Raw genomic sequence first — 24,004 nt, forward strand, 5'->3', positions numbered from 1 at the left:
TCCCCACTATCACAGGACAGCGGAGATTATTTCATTACAAACTCTTCAACATATTCTCAATATGCTGGATAGATTTTTCACGGCCGAGCAGGTAAATGGTATTTGGCAGCTCTGGTCCGTGCATTTCGCCTGAAACGGCGATACGGATTGGCATGAAGAGGTTTTTGCCCTTGATGCCAGTTTCTTTTTGGACCGCCTTGATTTGCGGGAAGATGTTGTCTGGTTGGAACTCTTCGTCCGTCATAGCTTCCAATTTTTCCTTGAGAGCATTAAGAACAGTCGGAACAGTTTCGCCAGCCATAACTTCTTTTTCTTCCTCGGTCAATTCTGGGAAATCAGAGAAGAAAAGATCTGTCAGCGGAACAATTTCATCCACAGATGACATTTGTGGTTTGTAAAGTTCCACCAACTTTTCTGCCTTGTCTGTCAAGCGCCCCGCCTCTTCCAAGAATGGTTTGGCAAGATTGAAAATGGTCTCCAAATCAGCTTTTTTGATGTACTCATTGCCCATCCAAGCCAACTTTTTCGGATCGAAGGAAGCTGGTGACTTGCTGAGGCGTTTTTCGTCAAAGAGTTGGATAATCTCATCTTTGGAGAAGATTTCTTCCTCGCCACCCGGTGTCCAACCCAAAAGCGTGATAAAGTTGAAAACAGCTTCTGGCAGGTAGCCTTTTTTGCGGTAATCTTCGATAAAGGCAAGGGTATTGGTGTCACGTTTGGACAACTTTTTACCCGTAGCAGAGTTGATAATCAAGGTCATGTGGGCAAATTCTGGTGCTTCCCAGCCTAGTGCCTCATAGACCATGAGCTGCTTGGGTGTATTGGCAATGTGGTCGTCCCCACGGATAACGTGCGAGATTTCCATGAGATGATCGTCCACCACCACGGCAAAGTTATAGGTTGGATAGCCGTCACGTTTCTGGATAACCCAGTCGCCACCGATGTTGCCACCTTCAAACTCGATTTCGCCCTTAACCATGTCATTCCACTTGTAAATACCAGCTTCATTGACAGCCAAGCGAACCGTTGGAACAATGCCAGCCGCCTCACGCTCTGCTATGTAGGCTGTTTTTTCATCTTCAGACATACCAAGGTATTCATTGATGTAGCGAGGTGTTTCGCCCGCAGCTTCCTGACGCTCACGCTCCGCCGCCAACTCTTCCTCTGTCACGTAAGACTTGTAAGCCTTGCCTGAAGCCAAAAGCTCATCCACATAGGTTTGGTAAATGTCCAAACGCTCTGATTGGCGGTATTGGTCATGGGTTTCTGGGCTTTCGTCCCAGTCAATGCCCAACCAACGCAGGTTTTCCAGCTGAGAACGCTCACCGTCTTCCACATGGCGTTTGCGATCCGTATCTTCGATACGAATGATAAAATCACCGCCGTGATGACGAGCAAAAAGATAGTTAAACAATGCTGTACGAGCATTTCCGATATGCAAGAGTCCCGTTGGACTTGGTGCGTAACGCACACGAATTGGTTTAGTCATGTTTCTCTCCTGTAAAATTTCAATCAAGAACATTATAGCATAGATATGCATAAGAAAACAGAAAAATCAGCCTAGAGAGACTGATTTTGAGGTGTTTTTTGGTTACCTAGAACATTTACTAAAATTTACATACGCAATCAAAAGTCATATCATACGTCTGATTGACACTATTAACTTCAACTGACGTTAATCAATCTATAAGCGATAATTTAATTGATAATTTAATTAAAGTAGAATACGATTCAATACACTGATTACCCAATAAAATAGAATTATTCAAATTCATTTTAACAATCAGAATAAAATAATCCTTTTGTACCTCACTTAACATATCCCTATTGATTATTTTTACCAAGCTATTTATTAAATTTTTCTCATATCAGGCATGGATTTTTGACCTCTATAAATTAACTCACTAATATTGAGTTTTATGTATTCTAATAAGGAGTTTATAAACTATAATCAATGAGAAGAATACAAAAACAAAACTAAAAACAATTAAATTCGTGACAGGAATGAAATTTGCAAAAAAACTCAACAAAAACAAAGTTATCATACTACCAATACGATTCAGTGTTCCCTTAAAAGAAATCAATGATGATATATTATTTGTTGAAAGTAAATGAGTATAATATTTTTTTAGGATAAATTGAATGATATAGAATAAAAAGATAAACATGATGTAGGCTGGTATATAAATATACTCAGAATTTGATAAGAAAAAAAGCGGTACAAAGCCAAATAGAGTAATATATAAATTGGAATTGACCAAATTTTTTGCATTACTAAGATCTATTGAGTACGACACTAAAGCGATTAGTTGAAAGACGACGTAAAAAAGGGAAAAAAAGTTAGAGGACATTTCTTTCTCTATAAGAAATGCTTGCCATAACTGAAAATGTGTCTGAAAAAAAATTTGCGTTAAAAAATCTAGTATTATCACTATTTGCATAATTTTACTATTTTTTAGTTCCTCTAAGCTCTTTACAACATGTTTTGTAAAATTATCAAACCTTAAATTTTTTTCTTTTTTTTGAATATTTGATTCTTTATAAAATAACTGTGTGATACCAATTGCTAAGCTGCAAAATATAACACTTAGAAAATAAATCCCCGTACCAAAATATAAATAGCAAAGACCTCCTATTGTACTACCTACTAGTAATGAAACAGTAGAAATTCGACCATCCACAGCAATAAAGTTACTTAATTCAAACTCATTTGAACACTTAATTTGGTTGTATAAATCAGCGTCAATAGTTCCACTATCCAATGCAGATGCTAGCCCATATAAGAACCAGGCAAAATACAGTATCAGAAAATTATCTGAGCATATGACAACTATGTACAGTATGATTAACAATAATTTTGACAAAATGTAAACATTCTTTTTGGAATACATATCTGCCACTACTCCGCTAGGAAATTCAAATAAAATCATTGCTAAACTATATGCTGATTGAATTACCAAAATCTGTGATAACGATATTCCCTTTGAAAGTAATAGTACCGTCAAAATTGAATGTGGTAAACTATATGAAATAGTTATTAAAGCACTTGCAATAAGATAAATATTTATATTTTTGCGAATATTAATAGTTGTCATTATTCTCCCCCACAGACTGAACAGTTGGGATCACGCACATTCTCTAAAATATATTTTTCAAATGAATCACTATTAATTCCAACTCTAGCGTTTATAGATTTAACTTTCAATAAATTTCCTGAAAAGAATTGAACAATATCTGACATTGCTAAACTTGAAGCTAAAGCACTATTCGTAAAACTTGATGGAGAAGAATATCGCTTATTTATTATTTCACTTAAATCACTCTGACAATCAATAGATGCAGCTAAGGTATTATTACAAAAAGGACAAGCAGAAATTTCTGGTATGACAAACGGACCAATTACAGAAATATCATTCAAATAACCTACATTTAAAAATGGAATGTGATTTTCAACAAACTTATTAGATGATACTTTCACCGCAATGCTATCATCACCTGAAATAATGCCAAATGTTGATTTAAAATCTTCCCCCTGAAGAATTGTAGAAATATTTTCTTCAGAGACATATTCTGTCACTACCTCTATATCTAGATTACTATTTTTTTTCCTCAATTCTCGTGCAATAACTTCTGATTTATAACAATTTATATCTTCTTCTGAAAAAAGTATTTGACGATTTAAATTGCTCCTCTCAATACGATCACCATCAACTAATATTAACTTTTTGGGTGAATAGACCGATAAGGCATAACTTATATAATTCCCTATACTTCCACAACCAATAATTACAAAAGTTGTATCCTTAAATCTTGCCAAAACTTCAATAGGATTATCTAATAGTAAATTTAGGTATAGAGCATTTTTAAAGTCCTCCGTATCCTCTTTTTGAAATAAATTTTCTACAAATGTAATTAATTTATTGTCCAATAATTTTTGAAATAAAGAGAAATCTAATTTATTTTCAACTAAAAAGTCAGTTATTTCATCAATATCTCTAGCTTCGGTTAAAAAACTTAAGATAGATACTGATGAGTTATACTCTACATCATCAACAAAATATTGTTTACTACCTACACCAATAATTTTACTTGGAGATTCTATCAGAATTGCAGTTAAACTAGTTTTATATTTCATATCTCTTATCACCTTCTAATTTATTTAAAATCTATTTTATAAAAAATCTATCCAAACCTAAGCTTGAATAGATTTTTTTAGTTAGTTTTGAACTGGTCCAACCATTTGCTTTTTCTCCTTTCTATAAATTCTGGCATTATAACTTATGTCAGTTATAATACTTACATAATATAGAAAAAAATAAAGATTGTCAATATTTTTTTAATTTTCTGTATTTTCAATCAATTACAGACTGATTTTGAGATGCTTTTTGGTTACGTGCTAGCCAGTAGAGGACATAAAGGACCAAGAAGCCAGTTGCCGTTAGGAAAAGTCCGCTAATCTGATCAACGGCCAGGACCAAGACCAGACCGGATACCAGTAGTCGAGTGAAGGCTTGACCTAGCATAAAATAGGTCGATACCGCTCCGCCAATGGTCGCCAACTGCTCCTCTGGCATGGAATTGACAAACTTAGCGTTAAACTTAGGGCCACTAGCTCCTGAACTAATCCCCATTGAAGTAAGGAAGAAGAAAATAATTGGCAGTTGGTGAAGCAACATTCCGACAAACACTCCAAGGAGAGAGAAAGTGGCTGCCACTTCAAGCGTCACCATGCTGGTCTTTTTGAAGAGGCTAAATACCAAGGTCGATCCCAAGATATTGCCAACAAAGAAGATCAGAATGGTCAGGGCAAGGGTTGTTTCAACATTGAGGAAGACGAGGCCTGGGTCTTCGCTAATCAAGAGGACCAGAATAGGATAGAGAATCGCTCCACAGGCATTGATTATGGGGCTGGTAATCAGGACCAGACGGAACTCGGGAATCTTGCGCAGCTCCACGATGGCTTGCTTGAAAGAAGCTAGAATGCCTGGACCCTTGGTTGCCTGCTCGGGCTGGCTCGGCCGCTCTGCTATTTTCAAAGGCTGCTCCGTCAGGAGTTTGCGAAAGGCTGGCGTCAGCAGCTGCATGATGAGAAGGGCGACCAAAAAGGTGCCGGCGTTGAGAAAGGCCAGATTTTGGTAGGAGAGGAGGCCGACCAAGAGGGCGGAGAGGGCCTGAAAGGCGATGTTGAGGAGGCTGGTCACGGTCTGGCGAAAGGCCGAGTACTGCTCCCGCTCTTCCTTGGGTGCTACGCGTAATCCCAGAGGTGTATAGAGGCCGTTTTCATAGAAGCCAGCGAAGTCTGCAAAAACATTGAAAGTGGCAGCCACCACGACAATCCAGAGGGCTGGCTCAAAGCCCATGCAGAATCCGAGGATGAGGTAGAGTACAACGCGAAAGAGGAGGGTCAGCTTGATAGTACTGATTTTGTTGACCGTCTTGTCTGCCAGATAGCCTGTGAAGAGGCCCATAAAGCTAGGGAAGATTTCCGAGAAGGTCACAATCGCCAGCGCCAGACGGCTGTTGGGCACCAGCAAGACATAGTTCATCAGGGCCAGATAATAGACCACATCGCCAAAATTGGACAGCATATCCGCAGTCAGTACCCAGAGGTAAGTCGCATTTTTCAAAATCTTTTTCATGATAATCCCTTTCTTTTGAATAATTTTCAGAATATTCTGACTTTTTGTCCTGCAGAGGAGCCTGAATAGACTGCTCTCTGTTCACTCTAGGTGTAATAGATATTCAAAGTGGAGAAGGCCATATCTCCTGTGATATATAGCATCTTTTCTCCCATACCAGTTGCATAGTTATTGACAGCAGACATGGAACTATCTAGCTCCACGACCGCCTGCCAATTTGCCGGCAGATAAAGATCAACTGACGCGAAGGCCGCATCGATATGAAATTCAGCCTTATCTCCCAGAATAACCGCCTGATCAAAATAAACCATACTAGAGCCAAAGACTACTTCCACACTATCATGGAGAAAATTATCGTCGTGAATATAGCGAGTTGTAGAGCCAAAAGCCGTTTCCCGTCCCTTGTCACCAATCACGCCTGTGCCAACTCCATGAGCCAGTCTACGCTTCTTCGGTTTAAAAATCAGTTTCAAGCCAAGGCAGAGCAGGACAAGTGACAGAACCATGTTCCAGGTCCCAAATTCCACCCAATCATAAACTGAGTTCACCGCTATAAAAGCTAGACCGAAACAAAAGATACTGGCAAGCCAATCCAGCTTCACTAAGCGGTGAAAACCAGTCACAAAGGTTAAAACAAACCAGACTGTTGTCCAAAATGGCAGAGCCAAATGCAAGCCCAGTGAATCCCTAACTAGGACCAAGCCTGCCAAGACCAGCAGAGCAATCCCTAAACCATATTTTTTCATCTTCCTACCTCATTTCCTGTAACTTTTCTTTAAGCAAGTGGTAATAATGCCGTGACACATGGACCTCCTTGTGGGTCTTGTAGAAGGCAATCCGACTGGTACCCGAGAAGGACTTGTCCAGCGAATAGACCGCTTTACTGTTGACAATGGTTGACTTGGCCACTCGACAAAAGTAGATTGGCAAGTATTCTTCCAGCTCATAGAGCTTCATCTTGACCTCATAGGCATCGTCGCCTGTATGGGCATAAATTTTGGTCCCATCCGTTTCAAAGAAAAGTATGTCACCCAATGAAAGAAAATACTCACTGCTCCCCTTGTAAAAGACAAGTGAGGGACGGCTAACTTGTTGCAAAGCTTGCTGAATCTGTTCAATCTCTGGTCCCAGCTGACTGGTTCGGATAACAACTTCAACCTGATCTAAGCTGTCATCAAATTCAATCCTAACTTTCATAGCTCCCTCCTTTTTGATAGGTCTATTATACCAATTCCAACCACAATTACAAGGGCATTTCAGTAAGTGGTAAAATTAGACAGGTAAGTGGTAAACATTCATCATTAAAAGTCGCTAGAATTCAAGTATCTATTTCTCCATCTTTTCAGAGACAGTTCACCTCTAACAGATTACTTTTTATACTCAATGAAAATCAAAAACAGACTAGCTCCAAAGTTTTGGGGAACCTTTGGAGGTTGGAGATAGAGCGAACGTAGTTCGTTTCTACTCAGCAGATAGAACCCTGTTACTATTTTGTTTCAAGGTAACAGGCTGAAAGGCTCCACTGGAGCCTCAGAACGTAGACAAACTCCTAAAAATATAAAAAATAGAAAAAGTTTGCGAAAGATAGCAAATCATTAAACTCTTAGAAATGTTGATATTTCGATGTTTCTAAGAGTTTTTAATTTTCAACATTAAGAAAAAAGATTGAAGAAAATTGTCCAAAATGGACTTTTTCTTCAATCTGAGGCTCCACTGGAGCCTTTCACTCATCAAATCAAGTCAACAACATCTGATTTTGATTTTCGAAGAGTATTAGTCAATAAGGTGACAAAACGATAAAGAATATAGCATAATAAGAGCCAGCCAAATATCGTTATATAAAAGACGAAGCTGAATGAGTGTTGTTGGTACTGCTTCATTTCTTCTTGACTTGTCTGTTTTGATTGAGCATCTTCCTCAGCTACATCCGGCTGACGATAGGCGTTAACCAATAAGCGATAGTCAAAAGGAGGAACTAGCGGATCACACGTCAACAGCGTTAACATATCTTGATTTTCAACAGGCAATAATTTTTGCCAATCAGTCGCCTTTATCACTTCTGTATTTTTGACCAAATATGTCAGTGTTGTCCCACCGATTTCAATAAAAATCTTATCTCCTTCTTTTAGCTCCGTTAAACGGAAAAAACGAAGATCTGTATACCAACTACGATGACCTGCAATGACACTTCGGTGCCCCATACCACCAACAGGTAAATCTGTTCCAATAATAGAAGCCACCCCATCATTTAAATGCTGGCTAGTCGCTCCGATATAAATTGGCTGGCGAATTTCAATACTTGGAATGCTTAGATAACCAATCACACCGTCTTCCAAATTAGGAACAACAACAGAATGACTATCCGAACTATTCTTTTCTGCAAAAGGGTCAATTGTTGGGATATCTCCGCTATTGATTTGTTCTTCATAAGTATCAATTGCCGCTTTTTGCTCTGCTGAGAATGATGTTGAACGACTTTGGTAGGACTGATAGTGTCGATAAGTTTGAAACTCATGCACAGACATATTTGTCAGTAAGATTAATGGCATTAATAAACCAATCAGCATGAGAATGTAGCCAATTTTTTTCATCATTTCACTTTTACCTTCCGATTCTTCTTCCTACGGCGAAGATAGAGGATAGCAACAATCACTAGTATAATCAGTAAAGCTATTAAGTAGGATAGCGTTAGCATATCCAAAAAGAATACTGGTTTTTCCTTTTTGGCAACTTCAGGCTCGTAAGGAACACGGTGGCCACGTACCAACAAACGATGACTGTTGATCATATATGGTGTACAGGTCAATAAAGTAGCATAGTCTTTTCCAGCCTGTACCAAGACAGGATCGAAGTCACTCGGCTCAACAACTAAGATTTGATCCACCTCATAAGCTAGTGTTTCTGCGATGTTATGAATGTAAAACTGTTCCCCGACTTTGAGACGATCGAGATTGGTAAACAGGGAAGCATTGGGCAAACCACGATGGGCTGTTATGACAGTGTGAGTACTTTCACCACCAACCGGCAATGACGACCCCTCTAAATGTCCAGCTCCTTTTTGTAATACATCTTCGGTTGTCCCAGCATAAATGGGAATCTGCTCATTGATTTTTGGAATTTCCACAAAACCAATTTTTTCCTTCACCTCAAGCATGCGTGCATATTCTGCAATCCCAGCCTTTTCCTCTTCTGAGTATGGATCTTGCATTTTGCTTGGATCCAAGGTCTGATTATACGCCCGCGCCTTCTCTAATCGCTTGGAAACTTCTTCGCTCGGGAGCTGTTGTGCTTGCTCATAAAAAGATTCTACTTCACGGTCTGACTCATATCGATAATAAAATTGAGAAATCAACGGATATACCGTAATAAGCAAACCAAAGACAAATATCAGTTTTAAAAGTATGGATTGTTTGGACAATCCTTTTTTATGCTGTATACGCTTCTTCACCACTCTTCACCTGTTTCTTCTTTTTCCGCCTTTTTGTAAATAGGAAAATTAATAAAATGATAATCAACATTCCTAATGCATACAAAAGATAGCGAATAAGAATACGCATTTCAGCATTTTCAACTGTTTTACGATAATCTTCGGCAACATAAGGAACACGATGCCCACGCACTAATAAACGATGCGTGTTTACCATATAAGGTGTACAAGTTAATAACGTTGCATAATCCTGTCCAGGCTTTACCAAAAGCTCTTCAAACTGTGTCGGTTCCACAACTAAAATCTGATCCACCTCATAGGCCAAGGTTTCTGAAATATTGTGGATATAAAAAGTATCCCCAATCTCAACCTTGGTCAAATCTGTGAACAAACGCGCCTTTGGCAAACCGGTATGAGCTGTCAAGACTGTATGGGTATCACTTCCCCCGACCGGCAAAGATGTCCCTTCCAGATGCCCAACTCCCTTTTGCAAAACTGACTCGGCTGTTCCAGCATAAATCGGAATCTTGGCCTCAATTTTAGGAACTTCAACATAGCCCATTTTCTCATGCAATTCCAACATCCTCGCATACTCTGCCCGCCCAGCTTCGTGACGTGACTTAGTATAAGGATCTTCAGAAATGATATTGTTTAAACTTTCGTTGAAAGCATGAGCCAAATCAATTCGCTCTTGAACCTCTTTAGGTTTTAAATTCTTCTTCTCCTGATCGAAAGACTCTGTCAACTGACCAGCCTCATAGCGATAATAAAAATTTGATACATGAGGATAGAGTAAAATCCCCATCCCAATCAGAAAAACCAAGTAAAAAGGAAGGTTGCTCTTCTTTTTTTTCTTTTTAGGTTTAACTGATTTCTTTTGGTTTACAATTTGATCTTCTTTTTTCTTCATCATTTTCCCATTATATTCTATCGTATTGCGGAGTTGAAAATTTCTCCAAATATCCTCTATTATACCACAATCCGGTTCTCAAACAAAAAAATCCCATCAACGACATCAGACTGTTTTTGTAGGTGGATATTTCGCCGATTTCGAACCTCATGGGGAACAAATCGCTCATATAAAGCGAGAACTTGGGTCAAGATTTTTGAAAAAATAACTTGTGTTTGATTAGGATTTGCGAGATAATAATGTTGGCTTTGCATATCATTCCCTCATTTCGTGGTTGTTTTGAGTTTATGATACGCAAAGTTTTTTTATTTGGCTAGAATTAACTAGCACAACGGGTAACTAATACTCATTTAAAATCAAAAATAGCCACCTACCACTCAAAGTGGATATGGAGCGTTTTGATTTTGTTTTTTTTGATACTCTTCGAAAATCAATATCAGACGTTGTTGACTTGATTTGATGAACTTCAGTTCTATCTGCATCTGCATCTGCGTCGCCTAGCCTGATTTTGATTTTCATTGAGTATAAGAAGAAAACAGCTACTTGAAATCCACAATCCTCAACTCAAACTTATAAATTTATGTCCCACATGTTATTAAGTAGCTTATACTTGCTATTTTAGATTTTTATTGAGTATAAAATAGAAGCTAAGGTTGTAGCCCTCAGCTTCTATTTCTCCACTATTAAAAAATCGCATCCAGCAATGATGTGCTTCCACCACCGCCGTCACCACCTGCACCGACAATATGATTGCCAATGACCTGAGCAAAGGTCTCAATGTTCAAACTCTGTACATAGATTTCTCCATAACCAGTAAAGGTATTAACGATTCCTTCACCTGTACCGATAGATTGGAGGAAACCATTTTCCATATGGATATTGTAGTCCAAATCACGACTCCAAGCAACCACATGAGCATTGTCAATGGTGATACTTCCACCATCCAAAGTTAGCTTCTTAATAGAACCAAACGCATTCGCCAAAAGTGTTCCGCGCCCCTCTGTCGTCATCACAAAGAGTCCACCCTGACCACCAAAGAAAGCTTTCCCGACACTCTGGCGTTCCATTTTATATTGAGCAGAACCATCAAGAGCAAGGAAGGCACCATCATTTAATCGATATTGCTCTGCACCAAGTTCCAAGGCAATAACCTGACCTGGCGTTGAAGGCGCAAGTGCAATTTTTCCATCGTCACTATTGGAAATGGCTTGCGTGATAAACATAGATTCGCCTGATACCATTGACCGACCGATGGCCCCCATCAATTTACCAAAACCTGAACCACCACGCGCATTGAGCTTGGTATTCAAAGTAACGCTGGGCGTATGGTAAACCATACTCCCCTGTTGAATATAAGCTGACTCTCCAGCCTCCAAGGCGATTTCCACTAAAGGAAATTGCATATTACTATCAATCGTGTATTTCATACGGTTATCTGACATAGTTGCCTCCTATTTTTTTCGAAATGTACCTGTTAACCACAGGATTGCTATAATAAACCAAAAACAAGCTAAAATAAACCAAGTATCATTTATCTCTTTGTTTGTTCTGTTGTGATAATACAATTTTATCTCATTCAAAAAAACTTGTCAAGGATTTCTCGGTCATTCAGATAGAATTTACAGAAAAAACCGAACTTCCTGAGTATTCCTATATAACTTCTGTCATACGACCCGTATCCACATCATAAACCGCACCAGAAATTTCAACGTCGTCAGGTATGAGCGGAGATTGTTTCAAGAGCGCAATATCCTCCCGCACGCTTTCTTCAATGTCTGTAAAAGGAAGAAAGTCCTGCCCCGTCACATCTACTCCCAAATCTCGCTTGAGTTGGACCGCAAAGTCCTCATTGGTAAAGGTCTGGGCACCGCAATCTGTATGGTGGAGCACCACGATTTCCCGCGTACCGAGCTGCTGCTGGGAAATGACAAGCGAACGAATCATGTCCTCCGTCACACGCCCACCTGCGTTCCGCAAAATGTGGGCATCACCCAGAGCCAAGCCCAAAGCCTGCGCCACGTGAAGCCGTGAGTCCATACAGGTCACGATAGCCACCTTGGTCTTTGGACGAAGAGGCAAATGGTAATCACCATGTAGGTCAACATAGGCCTTGTTGGCCTTCATAAAGTTTTGAAAATAAGACATAGGACCTCCTTGTCTGATAAGAATTTCTGAAATTTTCAGAAATAGGTTAGACCTAGCTTATCACATTCCCGACTATTTGTCGCAAAAAGAGGAGTAATAAAAAGCTTAGCATCACTTCTCAGAGTTCGTGTCAACATCTCAGCGCAGTGGTTGATTGGCAGATTTGTTCGTGCTCAACACTCCAAATCTGACCATTACGATTGTTGCGAACAAAGTTCGCTTTATCTCCAACCTCAAACTGTCTCCCAGACAGTTTGAGCTGTGCGGGGGGTGGGAGTGAAACAGTCTGGGGATAGACTGTTTCAGCTCAACAACTGGAAAAAAGGACTTGTTGACGAACTCTTTTTACCTGTCAAGTTCTTTCCCACTCCCCCGAATATTTTCGTCACTTAAACACTTTCTGCAAGACTTCGCCAATGGTGGTCACGCCGATAACCGTGATTTCCTTGGGCACCTTGATACCTGTCAGGGAATTTTTGGGGGCATAGACCTTTGTAAAGCCCAATTTGGCGGCTTCGTTAATCCGTTGTTCAATCCGATTGACGCGGCGGATTTCCCCTGTCAGACCGATTTCGCCTATAAAGCACTCTTGTGGGTTGGTTGGCTTATCCTTGTAACTGGAAGCAAGGGCAACTGCGACTGCCAGGTCAATAGCTGGCTCATCCAGTTTGACACCGCCTGCTGATTTGAGGTAGGCGTCTTGGTTTTGGAGGAGCAGGCCTGCCCGTTTTTCCAAAACCGCCATAATCAAGCTGGCACGGTTGAAGTCCAAGCCTGTCGTGGTCCGCTTGGCATTGCCAAACATGGTCGGGGTCACCAGAGCCTGCACTTCCGCAAGGATTGGGCGGGTACCCTCCATGGTCACGACAATGGCCGAGCCAGTCGCCCCGTCCAGACGCTCTTCCAGAAAGACCTCACTTGGATTGAGAACTTCGACCAAACCCTGTGACTGCATTTCAAAAATGCCGATTTCGTTGGTGGAGCCAAAGCGGTTTTTGACCGCCCGCAAGATACGGAAGGTGTGTTGCCGCTCGCCCTCAAAATAGAGAACGGTGTCTACCATGTGCTCCAAGGTCCGCGGTCCAGCCAGGGTGCCTTCCTTAGTCATGTGGCCGACGATAAAGGTTGCGATGTTGTTGGTCTTGGCAATCTGCATGAGTTCATTGGTCACTTCACGGACCTGACTGACAGAGCCTTGCACGCTAGAGATGTCAGGACTCATGATGGTCTGGATCGAGTCGATAATCAGGAAATCTGGTTTTATCTTCTCAATCTCGGTCCGAATGCTCTGCATATTGGTCTCCGCATAGAGATAGAACTCGCTGTCGATGTCGCCCAAACGCTCGGCACGGAGCTTAATCTGCTGGGCAGACTCTTCCCCCGACACATAGAGGACGATGCCAATAGTCGAAAGTTGGGTCGATACTTGCAGGAGCAAGGTGGACTTGCCAATCCCTGGATCGCCTCCTATGAGAACTAGACTGCCCGGCACCACTCCACCACCGAGGACGCGGTTGAACTCTTCCATGTTGGTCTTAGTGCGAGCCACTTGAATGGACGACACTTCATTGAGCTTCATCGGTCGGGTTTTCTCACCTGTCAGGCTGACCCGCTCGTTCTTGACTTCCGCGACTTCCACTTCCTCGACAAAGGAAGACCAGGAGCCACAGTTGGGGCAACGGCCCAGATACTTGGGCGAGTGGTACTCGCAGGATTGACAGACAAAGGTTGTTTTTTTCTTAGCGATGGTCATTTCCTCCTATAGAGTGTATTCTAGGATTTCGCAGTAGGCTATGGTTTCTTTGGGAACAAACTGGCGTATCAGCATACCGTGACAGACGATAACGATTCGGGCATAGGCTTGGTATTTTTCAAGGGCCTGTAAAAATCGCTCTTTCATCTCCGCAGCAGTCTCATAGCGAACAGAAGAAGACTTGGGCACCGCTCCGCCATTTTCCAAAAATAATCGATGAGCTAAGACAGCCTCATCTTGACTGGCATTTTGCCCCGTCAGGTCTGGTCGCCACTCATGAAAAAAGGGTTCGACCAGAAGAGGTAGTTGCTGGGTATGAGCAATGTAGGTCGCAGTTTCCAAGGCCCGTGTGACGCTTGAAGCAATGACTACTTGAGCTTGGGAAAAGATAGGATCACTAGCAATTTCCTGAGCTAAAGTCCGCCCCTTTTCAGTTAAAGGAGCCAGATCCCGTCCAAAACCTGCATACAGCCGAGGATTATCATGCTGGTCAAACATGCTGTAGTCGGGCTCGGAATGCCGCACAAAAAGAATCTGCATAGTAGTCTATTTCCCTGTTGAGCCAAATCCACCTGTCCGAACGCCGTCGGCCTGGTCACCGTCAGCCAAGAGGAAGGGGGCAAAAACAGCCTGCACAATTCGCTCGCCAGCTTCCACCACGACAGTTTCCTCGGTGATGTTTCGCATCTGGGCAAAGATGTGGCCTTCGTTGGCTGGATTTCCATAGTAGTCGCCGTCGATAACCCCAACCGAGTTAATCAGGACCAAGCCTTTCTTGCGAGGATTGGACGAGCGGTCGTAGAGGTAGAGAACCTCGTTGGCCTGCATATAGGCCTTAACACCAGTTGGAACCAGCTTAATCTCGTCTGGCTCCAAGCTGACCCTCTCCGCAGCCTTTAGGTCGTAACCCGCTGCGTGGGCCGTCTCACGTTTTGGCAATAAATTTTCATCAGTAAACTGGCTGACCAGTTCGAATCCACGGATTTTCATATTTTTCCTTTCGAGTGCTTATTTTGAAGATAAATCTTCTAGTAATTTTTCAAAATCAGAATTTATCTTTTGGGTCTTATTAAAAATTGCATATTCTGACCGAGCTTTGTCTTTGGCAGTCTGACTAGTAATCTGACCCTGCCCCTCTAAAAGTTCATAATCTTGAAAGGCTAAAAATCGGTCAATGCTATCTGCCAAATCTTGCATGGTCTGGGTCTTTCCTTGCTCAATTTGTCGCTCCAGATAGTCAAAGTAGCCCGAAATACTACGTTCCAGCGAACGAATTTCCTTTTCGTTCAGATAATTTTTAGCCACAAGAGCATCCGATTGCAAAATACGTCCATCAGGAGAGTGTTTCCAGGTTACCAACCCCATGTTTACTTTGGTGTGGTCCGCCTTTTCATAAATAATTTCTGCAGCTGTTTTACCTGAAATCGCATAATGAAATTTATTTTGCACATGAGCATAGAATTGCTTAGTCACCAAGCTATTAACATCGTAATCAATCGCAATCTCTGCAAAAATATCTGTGATTTGTAACCAAATTCGTCGTTCACTAGCACGGATAGAACGAACTCGTTCTAAAAGCTCACGAAAATAGTCTTTTTCCAACAAGTTTTCGCCTTGCTTCAAACGCTCATCATCCATGGCAAAACCTTTAATCATGTATTCTCGAAGTACAGTCGTTGCCCACTGCCTAAACTTAGTAGCCTTTTGAGAATTGACACGGTAACCGACGGAAATGATGGCATCGAGATTGTAATAACTAGTTAGATAATTTTTACCATCACTTGCAGTTGTTTCCATTTTGGAAATAACTGAATGCTCATCTAGTTCGCCTTCTTCAAAAATATTTTTCAAATGTTTGCTGATAGCTGGTACACCAACATCAAACAATCTTGCCATTTCCTTTTGACTGGCCCAAATCGTCTCATCGCTGACAATGACACTAGCCTTTTCTTGATCATTTTCTGCTCGGTAAATTAAAAATTGTAATTCCTTCATATTTGCCTCTTTGGTTATTTAGGGCTCACTCCCTACTGCAGATTCATTCGCATTTTTCGTCACAAATGCAAAAAGTGTTGTTAAGGGGAAGGCATACTCGTCATCAAAGCAGTCTGCACGTAGCCACACGTCTTGATCAACCTTGCGAAGATAGACACTACGAGGGAAGGTAAACTCTTTCTCCAACTGAGGCGACAGCAGGCAAATGGCTCCGTCTGGTGATTTTCCTTGGGAGAGTACAATATCCTGGCTAACTTCCTGTTCCAACAAGGCCAACCGAAGATAAACTCCCAGAGGAGCTGGTGGTAATTGATAACCCATCTCCACGGCTCTCTCCTCTATCTGAGGAGCAGTTGCTTCCCTAGCAAATCCCATGTCGGCTAGACTGACAATCTCAACCAAACACTTCTGTTTCTCCACCACTTCTTGATAAGTGGGGTGAGCTAGGTAGGTCTTAAAATAATCATTCACCAAAATCCCCTTATCATCTAAGTAGGCAAGGATTTCTTCTTTTTTCAGGGGAAACAATTCAACCCGAACGCTCTGTCTTTTCATAGGTCTATTATACAGGAAATACAGGGTAAAGCAAAACTCCAACCTAGTGGCTGGAGTTTTTGTCTACTCAAACACAAACTGGTTGTGGTAGAGTTCGGCGTAGAAGCCGTTAAGCTTGAGAAGTTAGCTGTGGTTGCCTTGCTCGATGACTTTTCCGTCTTTGAGAACGATGATTTCGTCCGCAAGTCTGGATCTATTTCTCTGGTATAACCCAAAAAAGATAGTAAGTAATAAAGACTGTCAGCAAGCCAAGTCCAATTTTGACAAATAGTACAGGAGCCAACCAAATGGAAATCCCCATGAGTATGTAGATTTGCCAGATAATTTGTTTTTTCCGTTTACGGGAAATGGCTTTGGTTTCAGCATAATCCGCTACGTAAAATTGATAAATTTTTGTATTGCGTAGCCATTTTTCAAAATTTTTAGAGCTTCTAGCAAAACAAAATCCAGCCAAAAGTAAAAGAGGCGTTGTTGGAATGATAGGTAGAACAATCCCAATCATGCCAATAGCAAGACTAACAAAACCAGCTACTAGATAAACAATTTTTTTCATAATACTATTATACCAAAAGAGTTCGTGATTTTTTGAATATTTTCTGTATGGTTTAGGAAAACGCTTGCTTTCCACCCTGTAAACTGGTATGATAAGGATATTACATTTAGAAAAGAGAGAAGATGCTATGAAATTTCTAGGACTTGTCGGAACCAACTCCGCTCGCTCAACCAACCGCAAACTCTTGCAGTACATCAAACAGCATTTTGCTGACAAGGCAGATATTGAATTGGTTGAAATCAAGGACCTTCCAGTCTTCAATAAACCGGCTAATCGTGAACTGCCAGAAAGTGTTAAAGAATTAGTTGCGAAGATTGAAAGTGCTGATGGTGTCATCATCGGAACACCTGAGTATGACCACTCGATCCCCGCTGTTCTTATGAATGCACTAGCTTGGGTATCATATGGAGTCTACCCTATGCTTAACAAGCCGGTTATGATTACAGGTGCCTCATACGGAACACTCGGTTCTTCCCGTGCTCAATTGCAACTACGCCAAATTCTCAATGCTCCCGAACTCAAAGCTACTGTTTTACCAGATGAGTTCTTACTATCTCATTCCATGAAAGCCTTTGATACAAACGGTGAGCTCATTGATTTAGAAATCAGTCAAAAACTGGATGCCATCTTTGATGACTTCCGTCTCTTTGTCAAGATGACAAGTAAACTGTCTAGCGCTAAAGAGTTACTTCAAAAAGAAGCTGAAAACTTTGACTGGGAAAACTTGTAAGAGAGGGGAACAATCATGAAATTTGTCGGAATCGTCGGGTCTAATGCAGACCAATCTTATAACCGCATGCTATTGCAATTTATTCAACGCCACTTTAAAGTAAAATTTGAATTAGAGCTTTTGGAAATCAAAGATGTCCCAATGTTCAATCAGGACGAAGATCAGTCTAATAGTTTTGCGATCCAATACCTTTACAACAAAATCACACGTGCTGATGGTGTTATCATTGCTACACCTGAGCACAACCACACCATCACACCTGCTCTTAAGAGTACCCTAGAGTGGCTCAGTTTCAATTTACATCCATTTGAAAATAAACCAGTTATGATTATCGGGGCTTCTTACTACGACCAAGGAACGTCTCGTGCTCAAGTCCACTTGAGAAAAATTTTGGACGCTCCAGGTGTCAATGCCTACACGTTACCAGGTAATGAATTCCTCCTTGGTAAAGCGAAAGAAGCTTTTGATGATAAAGGGAACATTATCAATGAAGGGACTGTGAAATTCTTGGAAAGCTGTCTAGACAACTTTATCAAGTATGTCGGCGTTGTATCTAAATTGAAACAACCCAAGCCAATCGCACCAGAAGATTTGGACTGTACCAAACCAATCGCAACGACCATCACAGGTGTGGACCCAGATGACCCAGACTGGCTGGATAAGGCTTCTAAATTGGTCAACGCTGTCGAGGGAGATACGTATGTTAAATTAGATAACGGTCTTTTAACAGTTAACCAACTCAATATGTTCCTCAACGCCATGCCATTTGAATTGACCTATGCAGATGATAATAACCAGTTCCTCTACTACAACAATAGTCACCAAGAGCCTGATACTATGTTAGGTAAGCGGGTCCTAGCGCAAGTAGGAAACCGCTTGTCAACCGTTCACGGCACTTTACCACCTGCTCGTATGAAGAATGTCGAATGGGTTGTTGGAACCTTACGTAATGGTAACCAAGAGTACGTTCGAACAATCGTCCCAGGCACACCACCTGAAATTATCAACACTCATAACTACCAAGCTATGTACTATCCTGACGGGTCCTACGCTGGCATCAATGAAATTATCTTTAATTTTAAGCCATGGTTAGATTGGTATCTTGAAACCACTGGACAACGCTTGGTGGGGGGTGCAGGAAACACCGCATCTCCTGCCCATGTTGATGCAACCTCTGGTGCTTCAGATACAGGTAGTACCCCTACAGCTTCCACACCGACAGATGCCAATTCTGGTGCATCTGCTCACTAACAAATAAAAACTAGTGGGAAGGGGCTCCCTTTCCACTATATTTTTTCAATAAATTTTTGATGATTATGTCACAAGGAGGCCCCATGTCCCCATTTCAAGAAAAAATTTCGGTTGCAGTTTCAAAAAAAGAATCCCTTTTTGATGAAAGTCTAAGCCGTTACGCCTTACGCTCCATGTATGCAGGAGCTTATTTGACCATGTCAACAGCTGTTGGTATTATTGGAGCTGATGTCATCTCCAGTCAATTCCCAAGTCTATCGCGTTTTGTTTTTACCTTTATCTTTGCTATCGGACTGATTTTTGTTCTTATTTTTGGTGGCGAATTGGCTACATCTAATATGATGTATCTAACTACTGGTGCCTATTATAAGCAAATTACTTGGAAAAAAGTAACGCTGATGTTACTTTACTGCACCTTCTTCAACTTTGTAGGTGCTACCATTCTGGCTTGGCTTTTCAATCAGTCCTTCTCCTACCTTAACTTATCTAACGAAAGTTTTGTTGTCAACGCTGTCACCATCAAACTAGGAAAATCCGACTGGAGTAACTTCTTTGAGGGAATTACTGCCAATATGTTTGTGAATATGGCAATCCTTGGCTTCATGCTCATCAAAGAACAGTCTGCTAAGTTCTTTGTCATCATTTCCTCCATTTTTATGTTCGTTTTCCTCATCAATGAGCATCTGGTCGCTAATTTCGCATCTTTCATGCTCCTAGCTTTTAACGCTACTCGAAGCAATGTCGAAGCCTTCAATATGATCAATATCCTTCGTCAATGGATTGTGGTCTTTTTTGGAAATTGGCTCGGAGCCGGTCTCTTTATCGGTATCGCCTACGCTTGGCTCAATCAAACCAAAACCAACCACATTGAGCAGTAAGCCTACCACAAAAACAGCCAAGATAAACCACTTCCTAAACGTTTAAGGATTGTGGTCTGCTTATCTTGGCTGTTTATTTTTCTATATATTATTCAAACACAAACTGGTTGTGGTAGAGTTCGGCGTAGAAGCCGTTTAGTTTGAGGAGTTGACTGTGGTTGCCTTGCTCGATTACCTTTCCATCTTTGAGGACGATAATTTCATCCGCATTGAGAATGGTTTTGAGGCGATGGGCAATGACGAAGCTGGTCCGTCCTGCGATAATAGCCTCCATAGCTTTTTGAATTTTGGCTTCCGTTACGGTATCAACGTTAGACGTTGCTTCGTCCAAAATCAAGACTTGTGGATCTGTCAAGAGCGTACGGGCAATGGAAATCAGCTGTTTCTGACCTGTCGAGAAGACATTCTCATCATCGGTCACAAAGGTTTCATAGCCCTCTGGCAAGCTCATGATGAAGTCGTGGATATGGGTGGCACGAGCTGCGGTTTCCACCATTTCCTGCGAAATACTCTCATCACCAAAGCGGATATTGTCCGCAATAGTCCCCGAGAATAGCACCGACTCCTGCAAGACGATACCGACCTTATCCCGCAAGCTGTCCAGATCATATTCCCGAATATCGCGACCATCAAAGGCCACGCTACCACCGTTAACATCATAGAAGCGGTTGATCAAGTTCATAATGGTAGTCTTACCAGACCCCGTCGGACCAACGACCGCTACCATTTTGCCCTTAGGAGCAGAGATAGATACCTTGTCCAAGACCTTCTGACCTGGCAGGTAGCCAAAGTCGATGTCCTTAATTTCAACACCTTCTTTTAATTCGGTAAATAGCGGAGCGTTTTGAGGGCGAACTTCCTCAGGCTCATCAAACATTTCCTGAATACGATGAGCTCCTGTGAAAGCTAGCTGCAATTCTGCCCAGCTGGCAGCAACCTGCATGATTGGCTGGTAATACTGTTGCGAATATTGAACAAAAGTCACCACCAGACCAAGTGCGGCAGCTGTTTCCAGCGAGCTGTCATTGAGAACAATGCTGGAACCTGCAAAGATAACAATGGCCGTATTGACCAAGCTCATACCATTCATAAATGGGAAGAGAATCCCACCAAACAGGCGTCCCTTGAAGGTCGTACGACGAACTTCTTCATTGAGCTCCAAGAAACCATCAATCGTTTCTTCCTGCATACCTTGTACAATAATCGCTTTTTGCCCAGAAATTTTCTCGTCCATGTAGGCGTTGAGCTTAGATACCGCAGCCTGTTGCTTGTCAGTATATTTCCGTGATAGGCGGATGATAAGGACCAAGGCAATCAAGGCAACTGGCGTAGAAGCAATGGTCACCAAGGCCAAGCGAGTATCCTGACGGAACATCATAATGACCATACCGACATAAAGAGCGATGTTGGTCACCACTTGGGTCAAGGACTGGTTAAAAGCGTTTTGGATATTGTCCAAATCACTGGTAAAGCGAGAAAGTATATCCCCGTCCTTGTGGCTATCAAAGAAGGCAACTGTCAAACGTTCCAGCTTGCCAAACAAGCCCTTACGCATACGGTTGGTCGAATGAGCCACGATACGCGTGAAGAGGAGGGTGTAAATCAAGGTTGCCACAACCGTCGCCGCATAGGCAAAGAAAAGATTGAGCATAACCCCGTTAAAATCAGACAGGTCAGGTTTGAAATCTGACTGACCCATTTGCACCGAAGCAAAGTAAGCCTGTCCAATTTTCCCCATTTCTGTAATGGCATTTCCAAGGAAAACAGGTGTCTTAACCTGCAAGTAGGTCGCTGCTACAATGGCTAGAAAAATCACAGCAAAGGACAGCTTATAGCGTTTAAAATAAAACCAGAAAAAACGTAACGTCTTCATAACATGATACTTAGGTCGCCCAGAAAGCGACCGAAAAATAGGAAACCAACGCCGCGTCCCGAAACGCTAGGCGGTTTATCTTTTTTCGAAGCTTTCCGACCGAGTTCAAATACAATCGTTCTATATAGACTGCACTTGCTTAGTTCTCCTCCTTCCCTCTCTGTGTTTCGTAGATTTCGCGGTAAACGTCATTTGTCGCTACCAGCTCGGCGTGGGTACCTTGGCCGATCAGACGACCTTCGTCAAGAACCAAAATCTTATCAGCTTTGACAACAGAAGAAATCTTCTGGGCAACGATGACAGTGGTTGTCCCCTTCAAATCATGGTTGAGAGCCTCTTGGACTAGTTTCTCAGACTTGGCATCCAGGGCAGAAGTCGAGTCATCCAAGACCAAGACCTTAGGCTCGCCAATCACCCCACGAGCAATGGACATCCGCTGCTTCTGACCACCAGAGAAGTTATTTCCACGCTCCTCCACCTGACTTTCGTAAGTGTCATCCAAGCGGTCGATAAATTCTTTTGCTTGGGCAATACCTGCGGCCCGCTCCAAGCGTTGCAAATCAGCACCAGGTGCCCCTTGACGCAGGTTGTCTGCAATGGTTCCCGAGAAGAGAATAGCCTTTTGCAAGACAATCGATACCGTATCACGCAGGGTGTTCTGGCTGACTTCTTTCAAGTCCCGACCACCGATGGATACTGTTCCTTCTTGCGGGTCAAACAAACGCGGAATCAGTTGAGCAAGAGTGGATTTACCCGCACCTGTTGCACCAACCACACCGACCATTTGCCCTGGCTCAATCTCAAATGAGATATTTTTCAAAGTCGGCTCCGTATCATGTGGGTAGGTAAAGCTAACATTGTCAAAGACAATCTTACCAGTCAATTCTTCATCCGCCACATCCTTGAAGGTCATAGCAGGCTCCGTATCCAAGACCTCGCTGATCCGCTTAATAGAAATGGCAGCACGTGAAGCCTGCATCCCCATAAAGCTAGTCATGATGATGGCAAACATGATTTGCATGAGGTAGCTCATAAAGGAAGTAAAGCCACCAACTGCTTCCATGTTGGTTTCCAACATCCCGGACACCAAGTAGAGCGATGCAAAAATCGCCATGTAAGAGATAAACATCATCAAGGGTTGCAAGATAGCAAAACCGTAGCCGATAAAGAGATTGAGGTCCAAGAGTTCATTGGATACATCCTTGAATTTCTTGTACTGGTTTTTCTCCTGAACAAAGGATTTGACCACACGGATTCCGCGTAGGTTTTCCTTAGCAATGCTGTTCATCTTGTCCATGAGGGACTGGAATTTTCCAAAACGTGGTCCCATTTGTCCCATGACAACTGCCATAATAGCCACTATCAAGACCACCATGAGAATAATCATCCACCAGAGTTCTGGCATGGTCCGCACCGCCATGATGAAGGCTCCGACAAACAGCAATGGAACCCGCATCAACACTGTAAAGAGCATCATGACAAGGTTCTGGATTTGATTGACATCGTTAGTCATCCGAACAACCAAGTTCCCTGCATTAAACTCTTCGATATTGGCATAAGAGAAGCTTTGGATCTTCCGAAAGGTCTTCTCACGAATATCTGCAGATACCCCTTGTGAAATTTTTGCCGCTGAAATGGTATTGACCAGCCCTGCCAAAAGACCAGTTCCAGCAATAATCAGCAGTAATTTGCCCACACGAACAATTTCATCCTTGTCATTGGCCAAGACTGCTGTCAAAACATCCTGCAAATAACTAGGTTGCATCAAGGTCGTTGCTACGACAATGGACGTCAACAAGACCGATGCTAAGGCGTACCATTTATAACGTAAAATGGCTTCTTTAAACATGATTCTTCTCCTTATAGTGTTGAATATTTTCTTTTAATTGATTAGCCACCTGTTTGACCAAATCAAAGTCCTCTTTTTGAATGCCCCAAAAAAGTGAATGGTGCATTTCTTCATGGAAGGCTTTCAGGTGACAGATTTTCCCTTGCCCTTTCTCTGTCAAAACCAACTGCTTGTAGCGTTTGTCAACATGAGAAGGCAGGACTTGGATAAAGCCATTTCTTTCCATTCGCTTGACCAGATTGCTGGCAACCGATTTGGAAATTTTTAATTCCGCTTCTATATCTTTGACAAAGGTTTCAAGGTCTGACCGTTCCGCAATGAAACGCAAGGCCCAGCCCTGTGGACCAGCCAAGTGCTCCACATCGTATTCTTTTGCAATGGTTTCACTGATTTGTTCAATCTGATTGAGCAAGTTCCGAAAATCTGCAATGGTATGTCCCACAATG

Annotated in this window: 23 protein-coding genes; 3 read left to right on the forward strand and 20 right to left on the reverse strand. The window is 42.0% G+C overall.

Features of this window, described 5'->3' with window-relative positions; genetic code table 11:
- Nucleotides 1-34: 34 nt before the first annotated feature.
- From gltX to P7J58_RS01045, 17 genes are all read right to left on the reverse strand, one after another.
- Complete coding sequence (gltX, locus tag P7J58_RS00965) at nt 35-1,489, reverse strand: glutamate--tRNA ligase (RefSeq protein ID WP_408555467.1); 1,455 nt, start codon at nt 1,487-1,489, stop codon at nt 35-37.
- Nucleotides 1,490-1,904: 415 nt separating this feature from the next.
- Nucleotides 1,905-3,095: an MFS transporter gene (locus tag P7J58_RS00970; RefSeq protein WP_029744220.1), complete on the reverse strand. Its 1,191-nt coding sequence runs from the start codon at nt 3,093-3,095 to the stop codon at nt 1,905-1,907.
- Nucleotides 3,095-4,135, reverse strand: coding sequence for a ThiF family adenylyltransferase (locus P7J58_RS00975; RefSeq protein WP_024376108.1), 1,041 nt, complete (start codon nt 4,133-4,135; stop codon nt 3,095-3,097). The genes P7J58_RS00970 and P7J58_RS00975 overlap by 1 nt, the downstream gene beginning before the upstream one ends.
- A gap of 217 nt (nt 4,136-4,352) precedes the next feature.
- Complete coding sequence (locus P7J58_RS00980) at nt 4,353-5,639, reverse strand: MFS transporter (RefSeq protein WP_408555466.1); 1,287 nt, start codon at nt 5,637-5,639, stop codon at nt 4,353-4,355.
- Nucleotides 5,640-5,725: 86 nt separating this feature from the next.
- Nucleotides 5,726-6,385 carry a LiaF transmembrane domain-containing protein gene (locus P7J58_RS00985; RefSeq protein ID WP_408555465.1) on the reverse strand — a complete coding sequence of 220 codons (660 nt, stop codon included), beginning with the start codon at nt 6,383-6,385 and terminating at the stop codon, nt 5,726-5,728.
- A 4-nt stretch (nt 6,386-6,389) separates the two neighbouring features.
- Nucleotides 6,390-6,836 (reverse strand): LytTR family DNA-binding domain-containing protein, encoded by a 447-nt coding sequence (locus P7J58_RS00990; protein WP_029184899.1) that lies wholly within the window; start codon nt 6,834-6,836, stop codon nt 6,390-6,392.
- 533 nt (nt 6,837-7,369) lie between these two features.
- Nucleotides 7,370-8,233, reverse strand: coding sequence for a class C sortase (locus tag P7J58_RS00995; RefSeq protein WP_408555464.1), 864 nt, complete (start codon nt 8,231-8,233; stop codon nt 7,370-7,372).
- The gene (locus P7J58_RS01000; RefSeq protein ID WP_408555463.1) at nt 8,230-9,087 is read right to left on the reverse strand and encodes a class C sortase; all 858 of its coding nucleotides are present in this window, start codon (nt 9,085-9,087) and stop codon (nt 8,230-8,232) included. Before P7J58_RS01000 ends, P7J58_RS00995 begins: the two co-directional genes overlap by 4 nt.
- Nucleotides 9,065-9,976 carry a class C sortase gene (locus P7J58_RS01005; RefSeq protein ID WP_029176506.1) on the reverse strand — a complete coding sequence of 304 codons (912 nt, stop codon included), beginning with the start codon at nt 9,974-9,976 and terminating at the stop codon, nt 9,065-9,067. The genes P7J58_RS01000 and P7J58_RS01005 overlap by 23 nt, the downstream gene beginning before the upstream one ends.
- Before the next feature lie 683 nt (nt 9,977-10,659).
- Entirely contained in the window at nt 10,660-11,418 is a 759-nt protein-coding gene (locus P7J58_RS01010; protein WP_013730631.1) for a TIGR00266 family protein, read from the reverse strand.
- A gap of 208 nt (nt 11,419-11,626) precedes the next feature.
- The gene (locus tag P7J58_RS01015; protein ID WP_044774569.1) at nt 11,627-12,121 is read right to left on the reverse strand and encodes a beta-class carbonic anhydrase; all 495 of its coding nucleotides are present in this window, start codon (nt 12,119-12,121) and stop codon (nt 11,627-11,629) included.
- 385 nt (nt 12,122-12,506) lie between these two features.
- The gene (radA, locus tag P7J58_RS01020; protein ID WP_408572532.1) at nt 12,507-13,874 is read right to left on the reverse strand and encodes a DNA repair protein RadA; all 1,368 of its coding nucleotides are present in this window, start codon (nt 13,872-13,874) and stop codon (nt 12,507-12,509) included.
- A gap of 6 nt (nt 13,875-13,880) precedes the next feature.
- A complete protein-coding gene (locus P7J58_RS01025) occupies nt 13,881-14,414 on the reverse strand; it encodes a histidine phosphatase family protein (protein WP_105112890.1) in 534 nt (177 codons plus the stop codon).
- A gap of 6 nt (nt 14,415-14,420) precedes the next feature.
- Nucleotides 14,421-14,864 carry a dUTP diphosphatase gene (locus P7J58_RS01030; protein ID WP_408572533.1) on the reverse strand — a complete coding sequence of 148 codons (444 nt, stop codon included), beginning with the start codon at nt 14,862-14,864 and terminating at the stop codon, nt 14,421-14,423.
- An 18-nt stretch (nt 14,865-14,882) separates the two neighbouring features.
- Nucleotides 14,883-15,869: a virulence RhuM family protein gene (locus P7J58_RS01035; protein ID WP_408572534.1), complete on the reverse strand. Its 987-nt coding sequence runs from the start codon at nt 15,867-15,869 to the stop codon at nt 14,883-14,885.
- An 18-nt stretch (nt 15,870-15,887) separates the two neighbouring features.
- Nucleotides 15,888-16,424, reverse strand: coding sequence for a hypothetical protein (locus P7J58_RS01040; protein ID WP_099875933.1), 537 nt, complete (start codon nt 16,422-16,424; stop codon nt 15,888-15,890).
- 193 nt (nt 16,425-16,617) lie between these two features.
- Complete coding sequence (locus P7J58_RS01045) at nt 16,618-16,977, reverse strand: YbaN family protein (protein WP_024384177.1); 360 nt, start codon at nt 16,975-16,977, stop codon at nt 16,618-16,620.
- A 127-nt stretch (nt 16,978-17,104) separates the two neighbouring features.
- Between P7J58_RS01045 and P7J58_RS01050 the strand changes: the two genes are divergently transcribed.
- The 3 genes from P7J58_RS01050 to P7J58_RS01060 all read left to right on the forward strand — a co-directional run bounded on the left by P7J58_RS01050 (nt 17,105) and on the right by P7J58_RS01060 (nt 19,836).
- Nucleotides 17,105-17,707, forward strand: a complete 603-nt coding sequence (locus P7J58_RS01050; RefSeq protein ID WP_099778886.1) for an NADPH-dependent FMN reductase — start codon at nt 17,105-17,107, stop codon at nt 17,705-17,707.
- 15 nt (nt 17,708-17,722) lie between these two features.
- Nucleotides 17,723-18,958, forward strand: coding sequence for an NAD(P)H-dependent oxidoreductase (locus tag P7J58_RS01055; protein ID WP_408572535.1), 1,236 nt, complete (start codon nt 17,723-17,725; stop codon nt 18,956-18,958).
- A gap of 83 nt (nt 18,959-19,041) precedes the next feature.
- On the forward strand, nt 19,042-19,836 hold the full coding sequence (locus tag P7J58_RS01060; protein ID WP_408572536.1) for a formate/nitrite transporter family protein: 795 nt from the start codon (nt 19,042-19,044) through the stop codon (nt 19,834-19,836).
- A gap of 88 nt (nt 19,837-19,924) precedes the next feature.
- Here P7J58_RS01060 and P7J58_RS01065 read toward each other — a convergent pair whose 3' ends face one another.
- The 3 genes from P7J58_RS01065 to P7J58_RS01075 form a co-directional block, all read right to left on the reverse strand.
- A complete protein-coding gene (locus tag P7J58_RS01065) occupies nt 19,925-21,709 on the reverse strand; it encodes an ABC transporter ATP-binding protein (RefSeq protein WP_277944196.1) in 1,785 nt (594 codons plus the stop codon).
- Nucleotides 21,710-21,848: 139 nt separating this feature from the next.
- The gene (locus P7J58_RS01070) at nt 21,849-23,558 is read right to left on the reverse strand and encodes an ABC transporter ATP-binding protein (RefSeq protein WP_408555455.1); all 1,710 of its coding nucleotides are present in this window, start codon (nt 23,556-23,558) and stop codon (nt 21,849-21,851) included.
- Nucleotides 23,551-24,000 (reverse strand): MarR family winged helix-turn-helix transcriptional regulator, encoded by a 450-nt coding sequence (locus P7J58_RS01075; protein WP_398586488.1) that lies wholly within the window; start codon nt 23,998-24,000, stop codon nt 23,551-23,553. The genes P7J58_RS01070 and P7J58_RS01075 overlap by 8 nt, the downstream gene beginning before the upstream one ends.
- Nucleotides 24,001-24,004 lie beyond the last annotated feature (4 nt).

This window comes from Streptococcus suis (genome assembly GCF_046032535.1).
GTDB classification, from domain to species: domain Bacteria; phylum Bacillota; class Bacilli; order Lactobacillales; family Streptococcaceae; genus Streptococcus; species Streptococcus suis_AK.